Here is a 5,917-nt window from a genome sequence, read left to right as displayed (position 1 = left end):
GGGACTGGGAAGGCGACGAGCCGCAGTGGTGGTTCACGCGATACGACGACACCGGCCCCCACCTGCGGCTACGGCTCCATCTGCCTCACGACTTCGGGAGCGTCGCGCGGCGCGCGGTGTCGGGGCTGGAGGGGGTGAGTGTCGAGGTCGTGGCGGACGCCGTGGTGGCGACCGATCCGCGGCGCGTGGAGCGGGTGTTGACGAACCTGGCGGCGAACGCGCTGCGGCACGGCTCCGCGCCGGTCGTCGTCACCGTCGACGGGCCCGCCGTCCGCGTGCGGGACCACGGACCCGGCTTCCCGGACGACCTCCTCGCGGTCCTCCACGCCTCCGGGCCCCAGCGGTTCCGGACGGGGGAGCGGACCGGCGGGACGGGGCTCGGACTGACCATCGCCACCGGGCAGGCACGGCTCCTGGAGGCGCAGCTGACGTTCCGCAACCATCCCGAGGGGGGTGCGGAGACGGAGCTGAGGCTGCCGGAGAGATCGGTATGACTGCTGCTGCGCGGGTACTCGCCTGATGCTTCTGGCGATACCGGAATACCGATTCGGTCTTTTGGACACGTGAACGGCGGGACCTAGGATTGCCTCATGGGTGGAGTGGATGGAGTGCCCGAGCCGCACACCGGATGGACGTTCGTGACCAACCACGCGCGGGTCCTCGCGGCCATCGCCGACAATCACAACGCCCGGATCCGGGACATCGCGGCCCGCTGCCGGCTCACCGAGCGGGCCGTCCAGAAGATCATCGCGGACCTGGAGCGGGACGGCTATCTGTCGCACACCCGCCGAGGTCGGACCAACGACTACGAGATCGACCCCGGCAAGGTCCTGCGCCACCCCGCTGAGGCGGGGCTGACCGTGGCGTCGCTGCTGTCCATGCTGGTGAGGGACGAGGCCGAGCGCCAGGAGAGGGCGGGCTAGCGTGGGCGCTCCCGGGGGAGCAGCGGGCCCAGCGGACCGAGGTCCAGGTTCAGCTCCTCGGGGCGCAGGCCGTAACGCTCGCGGAGTTGCGTCATCCGCTCGTCGAGGAGCATCAGAGTCAGGCCGACGCGCTCCTCCTGCTCCTCGGTGAGGTCGCCCTGGTCGAAGCGGCGGACCGCCTGGCGCTCCATCAGCTGGCGGAGCAGTTCGACGACGGTCAGGACGAGCCGGACCAGGTCGCGTTCGACCGTGTCGGGGTCGAGGTGCAGGCGTTCACTCATGCCGGTTCCCCCCAGGGCGACGGCACGCGGTCCGTCACCGAGCTGATCAGCGCGTTGAGGTCGATCCTGACGAGGTCCACGTCCGCGATGCACAAGGTGATGTCGCCGGTGATGACGACACCCCCGGCGAGGAGACGGTCCAGCAGGTCGACGAGGGAGACCTCGCGGTGTCCGAGCGCGCTCACAAGTCGGCCTCCGACGTGAAGGAGTACGCCGCCCAGGGGCCGGTGAGCTCCACCCGGACCCCCGCCTGGCCGTCCGTCGTGCCGTCCGCGATCTCCACGAAGCCTTCGGAGAGTTCCCGCCGGACGAGGAAAGCGGCGTTGAAGACGTTCCGCCCGGTGTTCTGCCCGTCGCTGTGCCCGGCAGGCGTGAGCCGGGAGTTCTGCGGCGGGCGCAGGCGCACCGCGTCCGCGTACCCGCTCAGCGCGCCGTGCAGCCGCGCGGAGAACCGCTCCGCCCGGTCCCACGACTCCTCGTCGGAGAGGACCGCGCGCCGCCGCTCCCGCAGATACTCCCGCCCCGACACCGGGCCCGCCGCCCGCTGGGGCGGCTGCGGCACGGCGTACACCTTCACCCCCCACTCCGCCCGCCCCGCGATCCGCTCCAGGACCCGCCGGAACCGGTCCTCGCCCTCCGCCAGCATCGTGCGGACGCCGCTGTCGTCCCGGAAGACGGTGGCCAGGCGCAGCGGCAGGGGAGCGGTGACGGTGGTGAGCGCGTCGACGACGCGTTCGTGCGCGCGGGCCGTCGCGGTCAGCCACTCCAGGTCCTCCAGGTGCCGGCGCAGCGGCTCCTGCCCGAAGACGTCCTCGGGGACCCGGCTGACGACCGCGACGAGCGAGCCGTGTACGAGCCGGGCCGGCGGCTCGCCCACGACACCGGTGAGGTCGGCCGGCAGCGGCGCGTCGAACGGCGGGCAGACGGCGTAGACGTAGCGCAGACCGCTCACGGCTCCTCCAGAACCTGGAGCCGCGCCCGCAGCTCGGCGTTCTCCCGGGCGAGCAGGTCCCGGCGGGCCCGGGTGGACAGCGCCGGGTCGTCCTCCCACCAGTCGATACCCATCTCCTTCGCCTTGTCGACGGAGACGACGACCAACCGGAGCTTGACGGTGAGGAGTTCGATGTCGAGGAGGTTGATCCGGATGTCCCCCGCGATGACGACGCCCTTGTCCAGGACGCGTTCCAGGATGTCCGCGAGGTTGGCGCCGCCGGTGCCGTTGTAGGGCTCGGGGAGCCGGCTCGCCATGGTCACCGTGGGCTCCGGGGGGTGTCGTCGGGTTCCTCGGGATGTCCGGCCCCGATCGCGGGGCCCCGTGCCGTTCGGTTCATCGATGCGTCCCGTCGCCTGTGCGTGTACTCGTCTCCAGCCGGTCGAGGAGTTCGTCCTCCGCCCGGTCGAACTCCTCGGCCGTGATCGACCCGTCCGTCAACAGCCGCTCCAGACGGGCCAGTTCGGTACGGATCGCGGCGGGGTCGCCGTAGCTGCGCTCCGCCTCCCGCACCACCTGCCCGATCACCCACGCGCTGCCGCGCACCGGGGCGAACGGCAACAGCAGCACCTCCGAGATCAGCCCCACGCCGTCACTCCGGTCCGGGCTCCACGAAGCTGTACGGCGGCAGCGGGCCGCCGAGCCGCACCTCCAGGTGGGAGTGCGTCGTGCGGAACGCGTCCACCGCCTCCACGAACGCCGCCGAGGCGCCCCGGTCGACCAGGAAGGACACGTTGGCCAGCCAGCCCGTGGACTCGGGGCCCACGACGACGCCGGTGGCGAGCGGCTCCAGGGCCGTGCGGACGGCGGCGGCGTCCTCCGCCTCCCGGGCCCGCACGGCCGTCGCGATCAGCTCGCCCAGCCGCAGTTTCTGCTCGTAACTACCGCCGCCCGCACGCCGGTTGGCCTCGGCGAGGGCCCGTACCTCCGGGGTGTCGGCCAGCACCCGGTGCAGTACGGCCTCCTCCAGATGGTTGGCCTTGAGGTTGTACTCCACTTTGTTCTCCAGCGCCCGCAGCCGCTCCCGGTAGTGCTCGGCGCGCTCCGCGAGCACCTCGGTGACGGCGGCGTCGTCCGGGGCGACGCTCCCGAACCGCATCGGCAGCACACAACCCTGCTCACCCGCCGCGACCAGCACGTTCTGGTGGGCGAGCAGGTCCCGGCGCTTGGGCCGCAGCCCTTCGGGGGCGTTGCTGACGAGCACCGCCAGCGGACCCTGGCGCAGCACACGCACGGTCATCGGCGGATCGCCCACGCCCTGGGCGCCCTCGGGGAGGGCCGGGTGCGAACGCGCGGCGATGCCGTAGACGTAGGTGCTCACTCCTGCTCCTCCTTCCGGCGCGCGGCCGTGCTCCTGCGGCGGGGGCTCGGTTCGGAGCCCTGCTCCTTCTCGCCACGGGCCTGCCGGAACGCGTCGGTGACCGTCTCGGCCGCGCCCGAGAGCACGCCCTTCGACCTGCCGCGCGCCCCCGACTCGGTGATCTCGCCCAGGAGTTCGGGCAGTCCGGGGTCGCGGTGCGGCCCCGCCTCCAGATCGAGGCGGTTGCACGCCTCGGCGAACCGCAGATACGTGTCGACGCTGGCCACCACGACCCGTATGTCGATCTTGAGGATCTCGATGCCGACCAGGGAGACGCGCACGAACACGTCGATCACGAGCCCCCGGTCGAGGACGAGTTCCAGGACGTCGTAGAGACCACTCGTACCGCCTCCACCGCCGGTCTGTGCCGGGACGACCGTCATGTCGGCCATGCCTCCTCGCATGGTGAGGGGAAGTTCAGTGCGGATCGGCACGCCCGCGCTCGTAGCGGCGGACGCGCCGGTAGGACGTGAGCTGTCCTTCGGGGCCGAGTTCGACCCGGTAACCCGCCAGCAGGCTCATCGTGTCGGGGACCCGGGCGAGTTCGAGCACCTCGATCTCCAACGACCAGCCGCAGTCGGTGCGTTCGAAGGACGACACGGTCTCCGCGACCGTCCCGGTCAACTCCGCGAGCTGCTCCCGGGCTTGGTCCAGTACCTCGGCGGGACCGGGTAAGTCACCGTCCGTCATGATTGACGCCCCGATTTTTCAGAAGTATGTGAAGGGCTTGTGCCCGTCAACTTCCGAGTGGCCCGGATTTCCCTGGTCAAACCTTCAGCGACCGGATTTCGGGGCCGGGGTGCGTGCCAGCTCCGGTGACGCTGTGTCGAGCGGGACCGACGCGGCGCGCACCAGGCCCAACTGGACGTTCTGACGCGGGAGTACGGCGTCCAGGACCCAGTCGGCGGCGACGCGGGCCCGGTTGCCGGGAAGGGCGGCGAGGTGGTAGCCGCGGGCGACCAGGCCGGCCGGGAGCCCGGACAGGGGCAGGCCCAGCGGATCGGCCGCCGCCTGACCGCCGCCGAGGTCGACCACGAACCCCAAGTCCTTGTGGTGGTACGGCGCCGGCTCGCGGCCGGTGAACGACGCGGCCACGTTCTGCGCGGCCACCTTCCCCTGCCGCCAGGAGTGCTGGGCCGTCATCGCGGTGAACTCGCCCGGCTGCTCCGTGTCGGGCACGGCGGCCACGTCCCCGCACGCGAACACCTCGGGCCTGCCCGGCACTTGGAGGGTCGGTTCGACGAGGATCCGGCCCCGCTCCAGAGGCAGCCCGAGGGACTCGGCGAGCGGATCGGGGCGCACCCCCACGCGCCACACCAGGGTGCGGGTGGGCACGAACTCGCCGTCCGACAGCAGGACCCCGTCCTCCTTCGCCTCCTTCACCGACGTGCCCGTCCGCACCTCCACACCCCGTTCGCCCAGCACCCGCGTCGCCGTGCGGGAGAGCCGTTCGTCCAGCTCGGGGAGGATGCGCGCGGCGGTGTCGAGGAGGAGCCAGCGGACCGTGAGGGCCTCGTGGCGGGGGCGGGCACGCTGTAGGGCGTCGGTGAACAGGCGGCCCTGCGCGGTGACTTCGGTGCCGGTGTAGCCCGCGCCGGCCACCACGAACGTACAGCGCGCCGCCGGGTCCTCCGCCGCGGCCGCCAGCTCCAGCTGCCGGGTGATGTGGTCCCGCAGGTACAGCGCCTCGGGCAGGCCGCGGAAACCGTGCGCGCACTCCGCGACGCCGGGGACCGGCAGGAGCTTGTTCACGCTGCCGACGGCGAGCACCAGACGGTCGTACGGCAGGACGCCCGTACCGCCCTCCGGGTCGAGGTAGTGCACGGTCCGGCCGTCGAGGTCCACGCGGTCGGCCTCGCCGAGGACGAGGCGGGCGTCGCGCAGGGTGCCGGGGAGGGAGACCGTGATCCGGCGCGGCTCCAGGACACCGGTCGCGACCTGCGGCAGCAGGGGGAGGTACAGGAAGTGGTCCGTCGGGTTGAGGACGGTGATGTCGGCCCGGCCGTGTGCCGTCCGGGAGAGGTGACGTGCCGCGCGGTAACCGGCGAAGCCGGCTCCGACGACGACGATGCGGGGTCGGCTCATGAGTGCCTCCTGGAAGACGCTTCCGTGTCAGATCGGGCGCTGCCGGGGGTCCGGGGTGCTCTCCGGCAGCGGGGCGGCGGCGGTCGGGTACGGGACGCCGGGGGCGCCCGTCGGCATGGGGCCGCGCAGGGCGTCGTCCCGGTGCCGGACGCGGATCTCCGACCCGTTCTCCGGAGCGGCGGCCGGGTGGTGGGGGCGGGCCGCGCCGCGCAGGGACCAGGCGGCCACGCCCAGTACCGCCGCCGTGATCAGCGCGGCCACCCAGCCGGGCAGGCCC

11 protein-coding genes and 1 pseudogene are annotated in these 5,917 nt (G+C 72.6%); 2 read left to right on the top strand and 10 right to left on the bottom strand.

The window, feature by feature from the left end:
- Both ACVNF4_RS31300 and ACVNF4_RS31295 read left to right on the top strand, forming a co-directional pair.
- On the top strand, nt 1-494 hold a 494-nt coding region (locus ACVNF4_RS31300), incomplete at its 5' end, for a sensor histidine kinase (protein WP_461806255.1).
- Nucleotides 495-599: 105 nt separating this feature from the next.
- Nucleotides 600-923, top strand: coding sequence for a helix-turn-helix transcriptional regulator (locus ACVNF4_RS31295; protein ID WP_461806257.1), 324 nt, complete (start codon nt 600-602; stop codon nt 921-923).
- On the opposite strand, the gene ACVNF4_RS31290 is transcribed toward ACVNF4_RS31295, so the two are convergent.
- The 10 genes and pseudogenes from ACVNF4_RS31290 to ACVNF4_RS31245 form a co-directional block, all read right to left on the bottom strand.
- On the bottom strand, nt 920-1,204 hold the full coding sequence (locus tag ACVNF4_RS31290) for a gas vesicle protein K (protein ID WP_461806254.1): 285 nt from the start codon (nt 1,202-1,204) through the stop codon (nt 920-922). The two genes, ACVNF4_RS31295 and ACVNF4_RS31290, sit on opposite strands and share 4 nt — an antisense overlap.
- Nucleotides 1,201-1,389, bottom strand: a complete 189-nt coding sequence (locus tag ACVNF4_RS31285; RefSeq protein ID WP_461806253.1) for a gas vesicle protein — start codon at nt 1,387-1,389, stop codon at nt 1,201-1,203. The genes ACVNF4_RS31290 and ACVNF4_RS31285 overlap by 4 nt, the downstream gene beginning before the upstream one ends.
- Entirely contained in the window at nt 1,386-2,156 is a 771-nt protein-coding gene (locus ACVNF4_RS31280) for a GvpL/GvpF family gas vesicle protein (protein ID WP_461806252.1), read from the bottom strand. Before ACVNF4_RS31280 ends, ACVNF4_RS31285 begins: the two co-directional genes overlap by 4 nt.
- Nucleotides 2,153-2,458: a gas vesicle protein gene (locus tag ACVNF4_RS31275; protein WP_461806251.1), complete on the bottom strand. Its 306-nt coding sequence runs from the start codon at nt 2,456-2,458 to the stop codon at nt 2,153-2,155. The genes ACVNF4_RS31280 and ACVNF4_RS31275 overlap by 4 nt, the downstream gene beginning before the upstream one ends.
- A 73-nt stretch (nt 2,459-2,531) precedes the next feature.
- On the bottom strand, nt 2,532-2,783 hold the full coding sequence (locus ACVNF4_RS31270; RefSeq protein WP_461806250.1) for a gas vesicle protein GvpG: 252 nt from the start codon (nt 2,781-2,783) through the stop codon (nt 2,532-2,534).
- 4 nt (nt 2,784-2,787) lie between these two features.
- On the bottom strand, nt 2,788-3,516 hold the full coding sequence (locus tag ACVNF4_RS31265) for a GvpL/GvpF family gas vesicle protein (protein ID WP_461806249.1): 729 nt from the start codon (nt 3,514-3,516) through the stop codon (nt 2,788-2,790).
- A complete protein-coding gene (locus ACVNF4_RS31260; protein ID WP_461806256.1) occupies nt 3,513-3,938 on the bottom strand; it encodes a gas vesicle structural protein GvpA in 426 nt (141 codons plus the stop codon). The genes ACVNF4_RS31265 and ACVNF4_RS31260 overlap by 4 nt, the downstream gene beginning before the upstream one ends.
- 34 nt (nt 3,939-3,972) lie before the next feature.
- Nucleotides 3,973-4,245, bottom strand: a complete 273-nt coding sequence (locus ACVNF4_RS31255; protein WP_461806248.1) for a gas vesicle protein GvpO — start codon at nt 4,243-4,245, stop codon at nt 3,973-3,975.
- Nucleotides 4,246-4,329: 84 nt separating this feature from the next.
- Complete coding sequence (locus ACVNF4_RS31250; RefSeq protein ID WP_461806247.1) at nt 4,330-5,640, bottom strand: NAD(P)/FAD-dependent oxidoreductase; 1,311 nt, start codon at nt 5,638-5,640, stop codon at nt 4,330-4,332.
- Nucleotides 5,641-5,667: 27 nt separating this feature from the next.
- A pseudogene (locus tag ACVNF4_RS31245) lies at nt 5,668-5,917 on the bottom strand (phage holin family protein); the annotation flags it as partial.

The organism is Streptomyces sp. S6, assembly GCF_054880855.1.
This window is presented reverse-complemented; position numbering and strand designations above follow the sequence as displayed.

Coding starts and splice junctions, on each gene's coding strand:
- ACVNF4_RS31290 (WP_461806254.1), bottom strand. CDS start 1,204: ATGAGTGAACGCCTGCACCTCGACCCCGACACGGTCGAACGCGACCTG.
- ACVNF4_RS31260 (WP_461806256.1), bottom strand. CDS start 3,938: ATGACGGTCGTCCCGGCACAGACCGGCGGTGGAGGCGGTACGAGTGGT.
- ACVNF4_RS31255 (WP_461806248.1), bottom strand. CDS start 4,245: ATGACGGACGGTGACTTACCCGGTCCCGCCGAGGTACTGGACCAAGCC.
- ACVNF4_RS31250 (WP_461806247.1), bottom strand. CDS start 5,640: ATGAGCCGACCCCGCATCGTCGTCGTCGGAGCCGGCTTCGCCGGTTAC.